16 protein-coding genes are annotated in these 15,372 nt (G+C 34.4%); 6 read left to right on the plus strand and 10 right to left on the minus strand.

The window, feature by feature from the left end; genetic code table 11:
• On the plus strand, positions 1–426 hold the full coding sequence (locus tag L3049_RS12180; RefSeq protein WP_275110093.1) for a hypothetical protein: 426 nt from the start codon (positions 1–3) through the stop codon (positions 424–426).
• 92 nt (positions 427–518) lie between these two features.
• Here the strand turns inward: L3049_RS12180 and L3049_RS12185 are convergent, their stop codons facing one another.
• The 6 genes from L3049_RS12185 to L3049_RS12210 form a co-directional block, all read right to left on the minus strand.
• Complete coding sequence (locus L3049_RS12185; RefSeq protein WP_275110094.1) at positions 519–887, minus strand: DUF3127 domain-containing protein; 369 nt, start codon at positions 885–887, stop codon at positions 519–521.
• A 22-nt stretch (positions 888–909) separates the two neighbouring features.
• Complete coding sequence (locus L3049_RS12190; protein ID WP_275110095.1) at positions 910–1,347, minus strand: peptidylprolyl isomerase; 438 nt, start codon at positions 1,345–1,347, stop codon at positions 910–912.
• A gap of 309 nt (positions 1,348–1,656) precedes the next feature.
• Positions 1,657–2,358, minus strand: a complete 702-nt coding sequence (bamJ, locus tag L3049_RS12195; RefSeq protein ID WP_275110096.1) for a BamJ family beta-barrel-assembly machinery protein — start codon at positions 2,356–2,358, stop codon at positions 1,657–1,659.
• Between the two features lie 27 nt (positions 2,359–2,385).
• Positions 2,386–2,988: a BamJ family beta-barrel-assembly machinery protein gene (gene bamJ / locus L3049_RS12200; RefSeq protein ID WP_275110097.1), complete on the minus strand. Its 603-nt coding sequence runs from the start codon at positions 2,986–2,988 to the stop codon at positions 2,386–2,388.
• 147 nt (positions 2,989–3,135) lie between these two features.
• Positions 3,136–3,831: a tRNA (5-methylaminomethyl-2-thiouridine)(34)-methyltransferase MnmC2 gene (mnmC2, locus tag L3049_RS12205; protein WP_275110098.1), complete on the minus strand. Its 696-nt coding sequence runs from the start codon at positions 3,829–3,831 to the stop codon at positions 3,136–3,138.
• The gene (locus L3049_RS12210) at positions 3,815–5,323 is read right to left on the minus strand and encodes an MATE family efflux transporter (RefSeq protein ID WP_275110099.1); all 1,509 of its coding nucleotides are present in this window, start codon (positions 5,321–5,323) and stop codon (positions 3,815–3,817) included. The genes mnmC2 and L3049_RS12210 overlap by 17 nt, the downstream gene beginning before the upstream one ends.
• Before the next feature lie 158 nt (positions 5,324–5,481).
• Between L3049_RS12210 and dinB the strand changes: the two genes are divergently transcribed.
• The 4 genes from dinB to L3049_RS12230 all read left to right on the plus strand — a co-directional run bounded on the left by dinB (position 5,482) and on the right by L3049_RS12230 (position 9,294).
• The gene (dinB, locus tag L3049_RS12215; RefSeq protein ID WP_275110100.1) at positions 5,482–6,546 is read left to right on the plus strand and encodes a DNA polymerase IV; all 1,065 of its coding nucleotides are present in this window, start codon (positions 5,482–5,484) and stop codon (positions 6,544–6,546) included.
• A gap of 102 nt (positions 6,547–6,648) precedes the next feature.
• Positions 6,649–7,431: a 5'-nucleotidase C-terminal domain-containing protein gene (locus tag L3049_RS12220; protein WP_275110101.1), complete on the plus strand. Its 783-nt coding sequence runs from the start codon at positions 6,649–6,651 to the stop codon at positions 7,429–7,431.
• Positions 7,421–8,353, plus strand: a complete 933-nt coding sequence (locus L3049_RS12225) for a bifunctional metallophosphatase/5'-nucleotidase (RefSeq protein ID WP_275110102.1) — start codon at positions 7,421–7,423, stop codon at positions 8,351–8,353. The genes L3049_RS12220 and L3049_RS12225 overlap by 11 nt, the downstream gene beginning before the upstream one ends.
• 56 nt (positions 8,354–8,409) lie before the next feature.
• A complete protein-coding gene (locus tag L3049_RS12230) occupies positions 8,410–9,294 on the plus strand; it encodes a cation diffusion facilitator family transporter (RefSeq protein WP_275110103.1) in 885 nt (294 codons plus the stop codon).
• Here the strand turns inward: L3049_RS12230 and L3049_RS12235 are convergent.
• The gene (locus tag L3049_RS12235) at positions 9,291–10,214 is read right to left on the minus strand and encodes a DMT family transporter (protein ID WP_275110104.1); all 924 of its coding nucleotides are present in this window, start codon (positions 10,212–10,214) and stop codon (positions 9,291–9,293) included. The genes L3049_RS12230 and L3049_RS12235 overlap by 4 nt on opposite strands.
• A gap of 113 nt (positions 10,215–10,327) precedes the next feature.
• Entirely contained in the window at positions 10,328–11,038 is a 711-nt protein-coding gene (locus L3049_RS12240) for a LexA family transcriptional regulator (RefSeq protein WP_275110105.1), read from the minus strand.
• Positions 11,039–11,980: 942 nt separating this feature from the next.
• On the opposite strand from L3049_RS12240, the gene L3049_RS12245 reads away from it, so the two are divergent.
• On the plus strand, positions 11,981–13,000 hold the full coding sequence (locus L3049_RS12245; RefSeq protein WP_275110106.1) for a LacI family DNA-binding transcriptional regulator: 1,020 nt from the start codon (positions 11,981–11,983) through the stop codon (positions 12,998–13,000).
• A 50-nt stretch (positions 13,001–13,050) separates the two neighbouring features.
• Here the strand turns inward: L3049_RS12245 and rlmN are convergent, their stop codons facing one another.
• Together rlmN and L3049_RS12255 are read right to left on the minus strand one after the other, a co-directional pair.
• Positions 13,051–14,094 carry a dual-specificity RNA methyltransferase RlmN gene (gene rlmN / locus L3049_RS12250; RefSeq protein ID WP_275110107.1) on the minus strand — a complete coding sequence of 348 codons (1,044 nt, stop codon included), beginning with the start codon at positions 14,092–14,094 and terminating at the stop codon, positions 13,051–13,053.
• Positions 14,095–14,147: 53 nt separating this feature from the next.
• A complete protein-coding gene (locus tag L3049_RS12255) occupies positions 14,148–14,819 on the minus strand; it encodes a ferredoxin--NADP reductase (protein WP_275110108.1) in 672 nt (223 codons plus the stop codon).
• Positions 14,820–15,372 lie beyond the last annotated feature (553 nt).

The following is a 15,372-nucleotide window of genomic DNA, read 5'->3' on the forward strand; positions in this document are numbered from 1 at the left end:
ATGAATAAAAAAGAAGATATCTATAAGGATGATTTCATCAAAGAACTTGTAAAGGATGTTGAGTTGGAGGAAACTTCGGATCAATTTACGAATCAGGTGATGGATCAGGTGATGCAAGATTGGCTTGCAAAACCAATTGAAATGAATAAGCCAATTTCGAGGAATCGTTGGATGTGGATCGCAAGTCTGATATTTTTGGCAGTTATTATTCTGCTTGGAACAGATGTGCATAAATTGATCAGTGCAAGCGAACATCCCTTTTTAAACCAGTTGGACGCAATGTTTTTACATCCAATTAATTTGATTTTGAATCAGGTTCTGCAAAGTTTAATAAAACTTCCAGTATTGGTTTATATTGTTGCAGTAGCATTTGGGTTTTTAGCAGCTTTCGATCGGGTTGTTAATAAATTGGTACACTATAGGTAAAAGCAAACACAGTTGGTATTGCACCAACACCCATTAATATTTGATTTTTTTAATAAAAAAAACCGCACTGTAAAGTGCGGTTTTTATATTTTCTAGAAAGGAAGATCATCTTCTTCAGGAGCTGGAGGCATATCAGCCGCATTGAATTCTGGCATTTCAGCAGCAGCTGCCGCTTGCATTTTTTCAATTCTCCAAGCTTCTAAGTTTGAGAAATAGTTTGTTTTTCCATCTTTTTCCCACTTTCTTCCTCTGATATTGAAAGAAACCTTAATGTTTTCGTTAACAGAAACAGTCTCTAATAAATCACAACGATCTTGAGTCAACTGAAATTTAATGAAATCATTCCAATCAGAGTTTCTTTCATTTTCAACTTCAATAACAAATTCTCTTTTTTTGAATCTATCGTTTATTTGCTGAGTATCCTCCTTAAGGATAACCTTACCGTTAATTTCAAAGTTCATAATCTTCTTGTATATTTTGTACTTAAGCTTTTATAATTACAATTTTATCAATGCTATCTCCAGCGCGAATTGCATCAATTACTTCTAATCCTTCAACAACCTTACCAAAGCAAGTGTGTTGACGATCCAGGTGTGATGTATTTTCGCGGCCATGGCAAATGAAAAATTGAGATCCACCAGTATTTCTTCCAGCGTGAGCCATTGAAAGAACACCTCTGTCATGGAATTGGTTACCACCAGTTAATTCACATTTGATAGTATGACCAGGGCCACCAGCACCAGTTCCATCAGGACATCCACCTTGAATAACAAAATTTGGAATTACGCGATGAAAAGTTAATCCATCATAAAATCCTTTTTCTGAAAGAGTAACAAAATTTTGAACTGTAGTTGGTGCATCTTGTTCGAAGAATTCCACCTTCATTAAACCTTTTTCGGTATGAATTTCAGCGTGCATCATTTTATTTATTTTTAATTATTTCAATTTGATGTAGAATGGAAATGTTCTCGTATCCCATTTTATTATTTTTTTTCCTAATGCAATTGAAAATACTCATAATACACTGATATATAGTATTTTTGAGAATGTTTATTAATTGATTTCAGGAAAAGAGATTTTAAATTTACAACATTGCTTCTGCAAGTGCAAAAGTATGCAAATCTAAAAAAAGAATCTTAGTCAAAAAAGAAAAAAACAACCCCTTTTAGAATTATCTAAAAGGGGTTGTTGTATTTAATGTATTGTTCTAATTAATATTAGTACAATCAATTAGTTTTTCTTCTCGTCTTTTACGATTTCCAATAACTCAACTTCGAAAATTAAAGTTTCATTAGCTTTGATATCTGCACCTGCTCCACGAGGACCATATGCTAATGCTGAAGGAATATAAAGTTCCCACTTAGAACCAACAGGCATCAATTGTAAAGCTTCAGTCCATCCTTTAATTACACGAGTAGGCATGAATGTAACAGGCTTACCTCCTTTGTAAGAAGAATCGAATTCTTTACCATCGATAGTAGTTCCTTTGTAGTGTACAGATACTTTATCAGTAGCAAGAGGTTTAGCACCGTCACCTTCGTTGATGATACGGTATTGTAACCCACTAGCAGTAACAACGATACCTTCTTTCGATTTGTTTTCTTCTAAGAATTTCTGACCTTTTGCAAGATTTTCTTTTCCAACTTTTTCCTGAATACCACGAATGTAGTCGTTAATTACTTTTTGTCCATCTTGAGGAGTAATTAACAAGCTATCTTTATCTAAAGCAGAATACATTGCTGCAAGAAGAACTTCATCGTTTAATTCAGTTAATCCGCTACGCTCTAAGTTCATTCCAAAACTAGCACCAATGCTATAGCTTACAGAATCAATTTCGTTAGTAACTGCAACATTTTTATTTCTTTCTTGAGTACAAGAAGCAAGAGTGATTAGTCCAAGACCAAAGGCAAGAGTTAATACTTTTAATTTCATCTTAATATTTTATTAGGGTTATTAATATTATACGATTTCAAGAAGTTCAACTTCAAAAATAAGAGTTGTGTGTGGACCAATTAGGTTACCAGCACCTTGTGCACCATATGCAAGGTTCGAAGGAATAACTAGTTTCCACTTAGAACCAAGAGGCATTAGTTGAAGAGCTTCAACCCATCCTGCAATAACTCCATTTACCGGGAATGTAGCAGGTTCTCCACGATCTACAGAGCTATCGAAAACAGTTCCGTTAATTAATGTTCCGTGGTAGTGACATTTAACACTATCAGTTGCTTTAGGCTTATCACCATTTCCTTCTGTGATAATTTGGTACTGAAGACCACTTTCTAATGTAACAACACCTTCATTTTTCTTGTTTTCTTCTAAAAATGCTTGTCCTTCGCCCACAGCCTTCTCAGCTTGCTCTTCTTGCATTTTTCCGAAAAACTCTTGCAATATAGCGTTAGCTTCTTCTGGAGAAACCTCTGGCATTTTACCATTAAAAGCTGCATCAAGAGCTTCAACAAAAGGTTCAGCATTTAAAGTTTTAACACCTGATGTAATTAAATTACTTGCAATGCTTAAACCAAGGCAATAACTTACCTTATCTTGTTCTTCAGTATACTTCATTACGGTAATCTATAGTTTATTTATAATGATTTCTGTTTGTTTATGATCACTAAAGTCATAAGAATCGTCTAAGGTAAAACTTTTCTGCTAGAATATCGAAAATCGTATTGATATTAACCTTTTTTTGCATTTTGTTGGAAAAGGTGATTACAGCAGATTTTTTGCTTCGTTGGTGTCTAATTTTGTCGTCCTTAGCATTTGTCTTTTCCCTGGAGGTCCTGGAAGGCGTTTTACTTTAAAACCGGTAGCTCTTAAGGCTTGTTTTACAATTCCTTTTGTGCAATAGGTTGTTAGTATCGCATTCGAATTTAAATATTGATGTATGTTTCCAAATACATCTTCTGTCCAGAGTGTTGGTTGAATATCAGGTGCAAAAGCATCGAAGTAAACCAAATCGTATTTTCCGGGGAAGTTAAATTCTCGAAGATCTCCTTGCAATTTATTGAGTACAAAATTATCGGTTATTTTCACCTCTTGATTCCATTCAACACGGTGTAACTTCTCAAAAATCGAGACATCGGAATTGGGAATTTGTTTTGTATAGTTCAAGTGCTTTATCTCATCTTGATTGATTGGATAAAGTTCAATGGAATGATAGACGACTTGTTTGTTTTGTTTTTCAGCCTCAAGTAAGGTTAAAAAGCAGTTTAAGCCAGTTCCAAAGCCAATTTCGAGAATGTGAATTACTTCTTTTTCGCAATAATTATAACCTGCGTTAATATATACATGCATTGCCTCTTGAATAGCTCCATGAGTTGAATGATAGTGCTCATTTAGTTCAGGTACAAATAATGTATGTGAGCCATCTTCTGTAATTTTCAGCTCTCTATTTAATTTTTTCATTTTTAAGCGGGCTAATGATGATACTTGTTTGGCGTAATCGACAAGGAATTAATCGAATCCAGAATCGTTGAAAAGGAAGTGGATCTTTGTTTTCGGGATGTTTGTATAGTAAAATCACAAACCATAAAAACAAAATACTTCCTTTAAGGATACTCGTGATTGTAATTCCCCACCAAACACCAGTTACAGAAACAGAATCAGCTGAGATCCAGTTTTGAAATTCTGGCAGGTAATCAACCAAAGAGTAGCTAAATAAAAAGGCAAAAGGAATTCTTAACACATTCCCAACGATGCCAATTATGGCAGGAGGAATTGCACGACCAACACCGTTAAATGCTCCAGTTGCTGTAATTTCAATGCTCATGAATACTTGTGAAAAACTAAGTATAATGAGGTAAACAATTCCCATTTGAACAACATCTTGCTCACCACTGTTTATGAACAAACTAAAAATATGATCGCCAACAAAAAGGAATAAACTAGTGCTAATAATTCCAATAAATCCGGCAATTCCTAATGTAATGAAAAATCCTTTTTGTATACGGCCCCATTTATTCGCACCAAAATTTTGACCTGTAAATGTACCTAAGGCTGTAGAGAAACCAGAGGCGGTCATCCATGAAAGAGCTTCTATTTGTGCTCCTATGGATTGAACTGAAAAAGGAATAGAATTGCCTTCTGCTATGTCGTTCATTACTCTGGCGAGAATCATTGCGAAAAGTGCGAAACAAACCGATTGCAATGCAACAGGACCACCAACTTTTAGAATTGGTGTCACGAATTCTTTTTGAATTTTACCCAAATAATTCTTGATTTGCAAAGGATTTTCCTTGATGTGCAAGAAGTAGATGAATACAAGAAAAACGCATATTTGTGAAATTACAGTTGCAATTCCAGCCCCTTCGGCTCCCATGCTAGGAATGCTACCCCAACCAAATATCAATATAGGATCCAAAATCATGTTAATGATAAGGCCAAATGCGTTAACCCAGAAAGGAATTTTTGTATTGCCAATACCGTTGTAAATCCCAGACATGGTAATGTTGGAATAGGTGAAAGGCATTCCGATGGCAATAATTCGTAGGTATTTTAAAGCTGTACCATTTACCAGTTCGCTCTGGATGTTGAAAAGACTAATAATTGGTTCTGCAAATACCCATACCGAAATTGCAAAGGCGATGGATATTACAAAGGACAGGCTGAATGCATTTTTTGCGAAAGACCTGGCTTTTTCGATATTTTTACTTCCAATGGATTGGGATATTCCAACTTCAACTCCAATTTTTGTGATAAACATTAAGGATGCACCGAACCAAACTAGGTACAAAGCCATTCCTACAGCACTTACCGTTTGACTACCAACTTGACCTAGCCAAGCCATGTCGGTCATGTTGTATGCCATTTGTACAAAGGAGGTTGCTATAATTGGAATAGCAAGCTTTACTATTTGTGAGAAAATATTCCCACTTGTAAGATCTTTAATTTGGTTCACTTTAACTATTTTAGATACAAGAGGTGTTGGTTTATTCCCTATTTTCGCAATTGTAATTGAATTGGTTCGTTTCCTTTGTAAAACGTAGAAAGAGCTTGTAAAATTACAAAAATTGAATTGATAAAATTGACGAGTGCTTAAATATTTGCTTTTTTAGAATGGACGAAACCCGAAAAATTATTCATATCGATATGGATGCATTTTTTGCTTCGGTAGAACAGTACGACAATGCTGAACTTCGGAACAAACCAATTGCTGTTGGAGGTTCTGGAGATAGGGGAGTTGTGGCTGCTGCTAGTTATGAAGCAAGGAAATTTGGCGTGCATTCGGCAATGCCCTCCAAAACGGCAAAAAAAAGATGTCCACACTTAATTTTTGTAAAAGCAAGATTTGATCGTTACAAGGAAATATCGAAGCAAATAATGAATGTTTTTCTTGAATTTACGGATCTGGTTGAACCTCTTTCAATCGACGAAGCATTTTTAGATGTAACGCATAACAAGAAGAATCTTCCTTCTGCAAGTCTAATCGCCAAAGAAATTAAAATCCGCATAAAGGAAGTAACAGGTTTGACTGCTTCAGCAGGGATATCGGTAAATAAATTTTTAGCTAAAATTGCTTCTGATTATCAGAAACCTGATGGTTTATTTGTTATTCCACCTAAGGATGTAGAAACCTTTATTGAAGTTTTACCAATTGATAAATTTTTTGGTGTTGGTAAGGTAACTGCCGATAAAATGCATTATTTAGGTATTTTTCATGGTAAAGATTTAAAGAAAAGAAGTCTTGCTGATTTGACAAGAGTATTTGGTAAAGCTGGAGCTTACTATTATCAAGTCTCAAGAGGGATAGACAATCGAGCTGTTGATCCAAATCGTATCCGCAAGTCGGTAGGTACTGAACACACATTTTATACAAACTTATCTGATAGAGAGTCTGTAAGGAAAGATATGAAACTTACTGCCGAGGATTTGGTTAAAAGGCTAGAAAAGAGTGGATTTAAAGGTAGAACTCTTAGTTTGAAAGTAAAATATAGTAGTTTCGAACAGGTTACGAGAAGCAAAACAATTCTTCAGGAAATATCCGGTTTAGATTCAATTATGAAAATTGCAGAGGAGTTATTGCTACAAGTCGAATTAAAGGAGAGCATTCGATTGTTAGGCTTGACGGTTTCGAATAAGGTTGATTTCTCTGAACCACAGCAATTAACATTAGATTTTTAAAATATTATCCAACTATAATAAAGAAATTAAGGTATTTTTATAATTTTACACTCCCTTAAAAAAAGATAAGCCAGTATTTTATTATTGGCAATTAAATTTAATATGAAAAAATCACTTTATAACTTATTGATTGTTTCTGTCTTGCTCCTTGGAATTTCCGCCTGTGCAACAACTGAGAAAATCAATCAAACCGAAAATCAGAAGACCTATTCTATTGATTCTACATTAGATGCTTATTCGAAGCTAGATACAAGCTTCAGGAATCTTATCGTAAGCTATAAATCTCAATTGGATGAGGAGATGAATATGGTGATTTCGATTGCAGATGAAGAAATGGTTACTGCTAAGCCTGAGAGTCAATTATCTAACTTTATTGCTGATGGAATGCTGCAAATAGGCAAGACATTTTGCAAAGATAATGGTCTTTTACATTCTGTGGATTTGGCAATTATGAACTTGGGTGGGATTCGAACAGGAATGCCTAAGGGAGAGATTAGAACCGGAAGAATGTTTGAAATGCTGCCCTTTAAAAACAAATTGGTAATTGTTGGAATGAAAGGTGGAGATTTGAAAACACTTCTTGATCAGCTTGCTGAGTTTGGCGGAGAAGGATCTAGTGGATTTAAAATGGGTATTAAGGACCGCAAAGCAATTGATGTTCTTGTTGATGGGAAAATCATCGATAAGGAAAAGATCTATTACGTTATTTCTGTTGATTATTTAGTGAATGGTGGAGGTAATATTACAGCATTTAAGAATAGAGAAACATTTAGACATATGCATCAAATGTTGCGCTCTGAAATGATTAAATACATTCGTGAGAATTATAAGAATGGAAAACATATTTCTGCGAAACTAGATGGGAGGATTTATCATGTGGAATAGAAGAGATTTTTTGAAAAATATTAGTCTTGCAAGTTTGGTTTTAGGAACGGGATTAATTTCTAAAAGATCATTGGCAGCTAAGAATCAAATGCAAAAAATAACAATTTTGCATACGAATGATTTGCATTCTCGTATCGATCCTTTTCCTAAGGAAGATCCAGAATTCGGAGGTTTGGGAGGTTTTGCAAGAATAAATGCTTTGGTGCAAAAAATAAGAAAGACTGAAGATCATGTTTTGCTTTTTGATGCAGGAGATGTGTATCAGGGGACTCCCTATTTTAATTTTTTCGAAGGAGAGGCGGAATTCAAGCTGATGTCAAAGATTGGTTATGATGCCGGGAATATTGGAAATCATGAGTTTGATAATGGAATTGAAGGAATCACAAATCAATTGAAGCACCTTAATTTCCCCTTGCTAAATGCAAATTATGATTTTACTGGAACGGACTTAGAAGGGAAAATACCGGCTTATAAAATCTTCGAGAAAGGAGATTTAAAGATCGGTGTTTTTGGTGTTGGTGTAGACTTAGATGGATATGTTGAAGCTAAAAATAGAAGTACAATATCTTATATTGATCCTGTTGATGTGGCGGAAAAAATGCATCGTGTTTTAAAAGAGGAACAAAAATGTGATTTGATTATTTGTCTTTCCCATTTAGGATACAAAAATGAATATGGAGGAGACTCGGATTATGATTTTGCTAAAAAATCACGAGGGATTGATTTAATTATTGGTGGGCATTCTCATACTTTATTAGAAACACCCGATCGAGTGTTGAACAAAGATGGAGTTGAAGTATTGATCAATCAGGTAGGATGGGCTGGCATAGCACTTGGACGCATCGATTTCCATATTGATAAAAAGAATAATATAAAATTAGCAGCTTCGAAGCTTTTCTCAGTAGATGATAAAATAGCTTAGTGGATCAAATAATAATAGTTAACTTGTTGTTTGTAGTTGGTTAAAGAATAATACAATTGAAGAATTCTAAATTTAAATTAGACAAGTCGAATTGGGCTTTGGTAGAAGGTTGGCTTTCTATTATTGGTAATATTTTACTTTTTGGCTTAAAGTATTGGGCTGGTATTGTAACTGGTTCCATTGCAATAATGGCGGATGCTTGGCATACTTTGTCTGATAGTTTAAGTTCTGTAATTGTAATTGTAGGCGCTAAAATTTCAAAGAAACCTGCCGATGATGACCATCCTTTTGGCCATGGTCGAGCTGATTTGATTAGTGCATTTATCATTGGTATCCTTTTGCTTTTAGTGGCTTTCGATTTCGTAATTGAATCCTATCATACGCTTCGAGATCATGAAGCATCACAATTTGGAACAATAGCGGTTGTGGTTATGATTGCATCGGTAGTGATTAAAGAATTATTAGCTCAATTTGCCTATTACGGTGCTCGAAAAACGAATTCTAAAGTTTTACGTGCAGATGGATGGCATCATCGTAGTGATGCAATTTCTTCATTGGTGATCTTAATTGGTATCTTTTTAGGTCCGTACTATTGGTGGATTGATGGTGTATTAGGACTGATTGTGGCGATTCTTATTGGTCACGCGGCTTATGAAATAATAAGTGATTCTATTCATTCTTTATTGGGAGAGAGTCCAAGTGATGGAATTATTGATTCCTTAAAATCAACTATTGGGGAGGTTCACCCCTACAAACTAGAACCACATCATTTTCATTTGCATGTGTACGGAGACCACACTGAACTAACATTTCATATTCGTTTGCCTCATAATATGCCAATAAAGCAAGCGCATGATATTGCTACAAAATTAGAGGAGGCAATTCTAGATAAATATGGTTATTCTTCGACCATCCATATCGAACCTAAGCTAAAATCCTAGTTAGTAGATTTTTTATTCTTTTTGGAAAAGTAAACAGCTGTAATGGCACCTCCGATTACCAATACGGCACCTAGAATTGAATAAATACTCAGTGAATTGGTTTGAATCCAACTAACATTTAGGGCAGCCAAAGCAGCCATCGCTAATAAGGTGATAATTGGATTCATGGTTACAATAAGACTTACTTTATATGCTTCCGTATATTTAAAAGCTAGAGCAAGACAGCCGTACGCAACTAATGTGTTAAGTCCCAAGAATACTAGAATCATCCATGTTGTTATACTGATGGTAGCAAAAGCCTCAAAATTAACAAAGGGAGTATACAAAATGGCAGGAATACCATAAAGAACCATGTTTAAAAGTTGAGCAGGATGCTTTTGAACCAATTGTTTTTGTAAAGCAGCATACAAAACCCACATTACTGCACCCAATTCAATCCACATAAAGCCAGTATTGAACGCATCAGCATCTTGAATAAAGGCTTGTAATTGGTTTCTGTAAAATAAGAACAATCCGATACCTGCAATTGCAAAACCAATTATTTGCTTTTTGTTTAGTCGCTCTTTAAAAAACACAACACCTACTAATGCTAGTAAAATAGGAGCCGTTTGCATAATAATTTGCGCATTGCTCGGTGTTGTATAGTTAATGCCTTGCATAAAACCTAGGTAATTAACACCTAAGGCTAAAGCAGCAATAATAAGAATGAGTGGAGGTCGTTTTATTATTTCCAACTGTTTTTTATCCGTTATTAAAAAGAATAAAAAGAGAATTGTAAATGCAAAAGTGAAGCGAAACCAAACAATAGAAATGGAGTCGAGCTCATTCAAGCTAACCTTTAGAAATATTGGCAGAAACCCCCATAAAAAAGCTGTAATTATTGCGTAAAAAACACCTTTATTATTGCTTATAACACCCATTTTGCAATTGTTTAATTGTATTTATTTAGAATCATTTTAAGGAATCAAAAGTAGAAAAAAATGGACTTTTAAAATCCTTATTTTCAATTAATTTATATGATTCTAATCATTTTTTATTTTTGAGGAGCATCTGGTAAATTAAAACTGACAAAACCTAAAGATTTCCATACCTCCAACACCTGATTTAAGCTAACTTCAAAAGAAAGATACTCTGAGTTATCAGAATTCAATAACAACTGATTGTTTGAAAAATCTTTTTTGATTCGTTTGTAAACTATGCCATCGTCAGCCGTTAAAACAATGCAGCAAGAATCATCCTTTATATGCTCCCAATCTTGAACGTATTCACATATAATGTACGATCCGGCAGGAACTGGTAACATGCTGTCTCCTTCAATTTGGAATGCACGGTAAGTTTTGTTTTCAGAAAGCTCACTAAATGGCATTCTGAAATTTGGAAGTTCGCTTATAAACTCAGCATCTGAGTAGCCATTTAGGTATCCTGCAGCAGCTTTTACAGGAACTAAACTGATCATTTCTTCGTTCTTGCTGTCAACGAGTATTGGCAAAACACGAAGTTGATCTCCTTTGGTATCTTGTTGTTTTATTTGATCACTTAAGGAAATATCTTCATTTACTAGTTCTTCTAACTTTCTATTAAAGTATTTAGAATATTTCAGTAAGCTTGAAATTTTTGGAGTACTTCTTCTTTTTTCGTAGGCGCTAATAGATGAAGCTCCAATTCCAATTCTGTGAGATAATCGAGTTTGTGATAATCTTTTGCGAATGCGTAAATATTTAAGGTTTTTATTTAGATTTTCCATGACAGAGCTTTGTTCATATTATATTTTAGAGCTGCAAATGTACGTGTTAATATGCTTTTCTGTACATTTATATTAATTGTTATTCTAAGTGATTTAAACTCAATTAATAATGGAGTGGTTGATGCTGAAATAATAAACTTACTTCGTGTTCGCTATTCAATATTTGATACCTTAAGGCATGAAGCATCGGATTTATTTGAGATATAAATTGAAAGTACTGTAATGTAAAAGTCAAGGTGGAATTTATTTTTCGCCTTTTTTTATGTGTTGGGCGTGCCCCTTTGGGTCAGGCTTTCCGTTACTACTCCTCACTCATTCTTCGCTGTGGGGTATTCTCTTCAATCCTTCATGCTTACAAAATAAACACATACTTATCTATTTTCTTCAAGTTTAAACTATTCTCAATAAGTAAGAATGTGAGCAGATTAGAAACAAGAAGCATTTCTAGTTTTAAATAAAAATGGGAAATTACAATTACTGAATATCCCAATATTATTATAACATAATACTGTTAAAATTAACTAAGGTACCATTGTGTGATGAGTAAAAGTAAGCAATGGAAGCGCACTAGTTTATCGAATAATCGGTAACGCCAACGGAGTTTGTGTTTTTAATTTTAGCAGAGAACTAAAAGTTCTTAGAGAAATTAACGGATCTCTGGAAAGTGTAAGTGTGAATGATCTTCATTTATTGGATCTTAAGGGAATTGTTAAATCTTATTTTTTGATTTCTGAACTACAAAAGCATTAATAAAAGGTTAAGAATGTCTTAAATTAGTGCGGGATGTTGAAAATGGGTGTTATACACCACGAAAAAGTATATTTCACAGGATGGAACCTGTCTAAATTATATTATCTTTGTTTCTTGTCGGGAAAAGTGATTTAAATCATTATTTTTATTACAATTTCAGACAATTGAATGTAAGATTCTAAAATTATTACTATGGCAAACCGACCCGTAACGATTAAAGATATTGCTGAAAAGTTAAGTATCTCTGTTTCTACTGTTTCTCGTGCATTAAAGAATAATCCGGAAATAAGTTTACAAACTCGAGAAGCAGTACAAAAATTAGCGAAAGAATTAAATTATCGACCAAATCCTTTGGCTGTTGCGCTTAAAACTCAAAAGTCAAATACTATTGGAGTTGTTGTACCACAGATTGTTAGTTCATTTTATGCTTCAGTAGTAAAAGGAATTGAACAAGTTGCCGATGAGCATGGTTATCAGGTTTTTGTGAGTTCGTCGAATGAGAAATTAGAGAAAGAGAAAAAGAACGTAGATGGTTTTCTAAATATGAGAATGGATGGAATTATTCTGTCTTTATCTCGTGCAACGAACACCTACGATCATATACATAAGATAAAAGAAATGGGTGTACCTATCGTTTTATTCGATAGAACATCTAAGGAACTTGAAGTATCAAAGGTTGTTGCGGATGATGCCGCTGCTGCTCATTCTGCAGTTTCTCACCTTTTAGAGGGTGGAGCTAAGCGTATTGCATTCCTTACAGGACCAGAGTATATGCTTTTTGGAAGAAATAGAATGCGAGGTTATAAGCGTGCTCTTGCAGATAAAAATATTGACTTAGATGAAACATTAATTTCGCGATGTGATTTTACTGTTGACTCGGCAAAGCAAGCAACTATGGAACTACTTTCAAGAAGTAACCGTCCGGATGCATTTTTTGCGATTAATGATGAGTTGGCAATTGGAGCAATTATGGCAGCTAAGGAGTTAGGCTTTAAAATTCCTGAAGAAGTTGCTGTTGTTGGATTCTCTAATAGTCGTCGCTCGCGTTATATGGAACCTTCGATTTCGACTATGGATCAGAATCCAAAACAAGTTGGAAGAGAAGCGGCTAATCTTCTGTTTGAACAAATGGAGGATAAACCAGATAGTGATAAAATAAAAGAAGCTGTTGTTCATGCAGATTTGATTGTAAGAACATCAAGCGACAAATAGAACTAAATAGATATAAAAAAAATCCTGCTTAAGTAAGCAGGATTTTTCTATTAATAGTCTTTACTTTGTTGCTTAACCAATTCCTTGGTTGAAAGTAAACCACAAGCAGCAAAGATATCCAAACCTCTGGAGCGACGAATAGTTGTCGTAATTCCTTTTTTATTTAATAAATTCTTGAATTCCTCAACCGTATTTTCATCAGAACCTAATAAAGGAGAATTTGGGATGGGATGAAAGCGAATTAGATTCATTCGGCAATTGATACCATCCAAAATCTTACAAAGTTCTTTTACGTGAGCAGGAGTGTCATTTATTCCTTTAAACATGATGTATTCGAAGGATACTCGACGTTGGCGCCCAAAATCGAACTCACGAATCATTTTCAAAACATCCTTTACAGGGTAAACGTTCTGAACTGGCATTAATTTCTTTCTCTCATCGTCGAATGGTGTATGCAGACTTACTGCAAGGTGACATTCACTGTCGTTCAAGAATGTTTTCATGCCAGGGATAATTCCAATGGTTGAAACTGTAATTCTTCGCGGGCTCATCGCCATACCATAGTCGGCAGTCAATATTTCAAGAGATTTCATGACTTCATGTACATTATCAAGAGGTTCTCCCATACCCATATAAACAATATTGGTAAGATTGTGCAATTCCGGTAAAGAACGTACTTGATTTATAATGTCACTAGATTTAAGTTGGCCTTGAAAGCCTTGTTTCCCCGTCATGCAAAACAAACAGCCCATTTTACAACCGACCTGGGAAGATACACAAAGGGTTGCTCTGTCATCGTCCGGAATATAAGCTGTTTCAATAAACTGATTAGGCAAATTGGTTGGATAAAGATATTTCTTTGTTCCATCTACTGAAACTTGTTCTTTAGTTGAAAGTGTAATTCCAATATCGTATTTTTCATTTAAAGCTGTCCTTGCTTTTAATGATAGGTTTGACATGTCATCTATACTCTCTACGTCCTTTTTATAAAGCCAATCAGCAAGTTGTTTTGCTGTGAATTTAGGAAGTTTCAAATCCAAAACGATTTGTGTTAGTTCTTCCAATGTTTTTCCTAATAGTAATTCTTTAGCCATTATTCATTTTTTTATTTGCACCGAAGTCTTGCCTACTCTTTGTTATAACTTACTTAAAAGTAGATTTCTGCAACGATTCTATCGTAGGAAACACCACGTTTAATTAGTAAATCTCTCACTTCGACAACCATTTCTGGACTACCGCAAAGGAAATATCTGCAATCTTCTGGGAATACCTCAATATCCTGCAAATATCGTGTTAATCTTCCATTATACAAACCTTCTCCATTCTCTTGTGAACAACAGCGTATATAATTGCCTTTAAGAGCCGGACGAAACTCTTTTTCAAAGAAAAAAGAATGTGTAAACCGACCTCCGTGAATGAGCTTTTTGTCAGCTTTTAATCCTGAGCGAAACATTGAAGAGAAAGGAGCGATTCCTGTTCCGGAAGCGATCCACCATGCTGGATTCTCATCATCAATAAAATCACCTTCTGGATCAGTTACATATAACTCTGAACCTGCTTTAATTTCGCTTAATCTTGGAGTTAGCCATCCATCATCTTTAAGGTTGTATAGGATTTGTACTTCAGCTTCGTTTTCACCACTAGCAATAGTGTATAATCGTGGTGTAACACTTAAGTCTGTAGTCATACCAATGTATTGTCCAGCCTTAAAATCTTTGGTTTTTTTATATTTGATAACGTAAACGCCAGGAGCAATTGCTTTGTTTTCAAGTACTATTGTTGTTGATAGTTTGTTTTGTTGTTTTGTTTTTGATTCCATATATAATTCATTTGAATGAGGGCAAAGATAATAAATTATTTATAAAGATTCTAAATTGTATTTGATGATTATTTAGATCACTCTTATTGGCTTAACAAATACATTTTTTTGAATGTTATTTTCACTTGTATTGAACTGATAAGGTACATATTCAATTCTTAAAATTGATTTTATCTAAAGGAAGAATGTGTTCAAATAAATGAATCACTTTATTTATTGTTCTAAAACGGACAGTATGTGTTATGTATACGAACACTTTTCCTTTATTGTAAATTTGACAATTTGAGTTAACGATCAGAATATTAGAAACTTGTGCGTTTTGGTCTGGAGATTGTATTTCTATAGTCGAAATCGTTCAATGAATGATTTCCCAAATATTGGGAGTGGTGTCCCGGGATTTTGGTTTTAATAGCATAATTAATTGGTTTTCTTTAATATGCCGTAACATTTAATCCGTTACGGCATGTTATTTGTTATTTAGGTTTCAATTATTATGCAAAACCATCATGTTGCGTATTTCTTATTTCGTAACGTTCAAAAATAAAATTTAATG

This window comes from Labilibaculum sp. DW002, assembly GCF_029029525.1.
In the GTDB taxonomy this organism is placed as follows: Bacteria; Bacteroidota; Bacteroidia; order Bacteroidales; family Marinifilaceae; genus Paralabilibaculum; species Paralabilibaculum antarcticum.

Excerpts from the sequence above, each read along its gene's own strand:
- L3049_RS12240 (WP_275110105.1), bottom strand. The coding sequence starts at position 11,038 with ATGGAAAATCTAAATAAAAACCTTAAATATTTACGCATTCGCAAAAGA.
- L3049_RS12190 (WP_275110095.1), bottom strand. The coding sequence starts at position 1,347 with ATGATGCACGCTGAAATTCATACCGAAAAAGGTTTAATGAAGGTGGAA.
- L3049_RS12185 (WP_275110094.1), bottom strand. The coding sequence starts at position 887 with ATGAACTTTGAAATTAACGGTAAGGTTATCCTTAAGGAGGATACTCAG.
- L3049_RS12235 (WP_275110104.1), bottom strand. The coding sequence starts at position 10,214 with ATGGGTGTTATAAGCAATAATAAAGGTGTTTTTTACGCAATAATTACA.
- L3049_RS12180 (WP_275110093.1), top strand. The coding sequence starts at position 1 with ATGAATAAAAAAGAAGATATCTATAAGGATGATTTCATCAAAGAACTT.
- L3049_RS12255 (WP_275110108.1), bottom strand. The coding sequence starts at position 14,819 with ATGGAATCAAAAACAAAACAACAAAACAAACTATCAACAACAATAGTA.
- L3049_RS12220 (WP_275110101.1), top strand. The coding sequence starts at position 6,649 with ATGAAAAAATCACTTTATAACTTATTGATTGTTTCTGTCTTGCTCCTT.
- dinB (WP_275110100.1), top strand. The coding sequence starts at position 5,482 with ATGGACGAAACCCGAAAAATTATTCATATCGATATGGATGCATTTTTT.
- L3049_RS12245 (WP_275110106.1), top strand. The coding sequence starts at position 11,981 with ATGGCAAACCGACCCGTAACGATTAAAGATATTGCTGAAAAGTTAAGT.
- rlmN (WP_275110107.1), bottom strand. The coding sequence starts at position 14,094 with ATGGCTAAAGAATTACTATTAGGAAAAACATTGGAAGAACTAACACAA.
- mnmC2 (WP_275110098.1), bottom strand. The coding sequence starts at position 3,831 with ATGAAAAAATTAAATAGAGAGCTGAAAATTACAGAAGATGGCTCACAT.
- L3049_RS12225 (WP_275110102.1), top strand. The coding sequence starts at position 7,421 with ATGTGGAATAGAAGAGATTTTTTGAAAAATATTAGTCTTGCAAGTTTG.
- bamJ (WP_275110097.1), bottom strand. The coding sequence starts at position 2,988 with ATGAAGTATACTGAAGAACAAGATAAGGTAAGTTATTGCCTTGGTTTA.
- bamJ (WP_275110096.1), bottom strand. The coding sequence starts at position 2,358 with ATGAAATTAAAAGTATTAACTCTTGCCTTTGGTCTTGGACTAATCACT.